The organism is Bartonella sp. MR168JLCBS (assembly GCF_042194175.1).
This window is the reverse complement of record NZ_JBHIMP010000453.1, coordinates 1-651: the sequence shown is the minus strand read 5'-3', so window position 1 is coordinate 651 and position 651 is coordinate 1. Positions and strand designations below refer to the sequence as shown.

The 651-nt window shown below is 42.9% G+C and carries 1 pseudogene; it reads right to left on the bottom strand.

The features are described from left to right. Window positions 1-651, bottom strand: a pseudogene (locus ACFIK8_RS11920) (phage portal protein); the annotation flags it as partial.

The window sequence follows — 651 nt, the reverse complement described above, 5'->3', positions numbered from 1 at the left end:
CACAGGTTTAGGCTGGATTCTTCCACCAGACACAGCACCACTTGTAAGCCAAGTAATACTGTCTGCTCTAGCCCAGCTTTCGGTTGCTTGTCGATCATCATCGAAAGCATCGCGTTCTGCCATGATTCCGCCTTTTGATTGACTATTGAGCAAGTGCATGATTTGGCTAAAATATTTATTCGCCCAGCGTTGCGGATCTTTTGTTGGCCTGACAATCCCATAGAACTGTCGGCTTAACTTATCAAAAGTTCCGGTAATACACTCCCACCCTAATTGATTGTGTGGGACCAATGGTTTATCAGGGATTTCAAGCAATTTTTTTCCCAAGAAGGCTCGTTTGACAATTTTTACTAAGATTTTGGAAATCCTGCTTAGAATAATCGGTAAACTTACCGGTTATTGGATTGAGGACTTTATAAACAACCTCCCTTTCAAACCACCTGCATTCAGCCAAGGTTACCATTTTGGGTCTGTGCATACTCCCTCCATGATCGGCCTGTCCATTGTAGCTTCCTCCATTATAACTTTGCGTATCTCTGTTTCCAGTTGGGGACAAAGAGCTGTAATGTTCGACCCAATCAGCATGAAGATCACTCCAATGGACATTTGGAAACATTTCTTGAGCAACGTCCAGAGGTTTTTCATCAATAT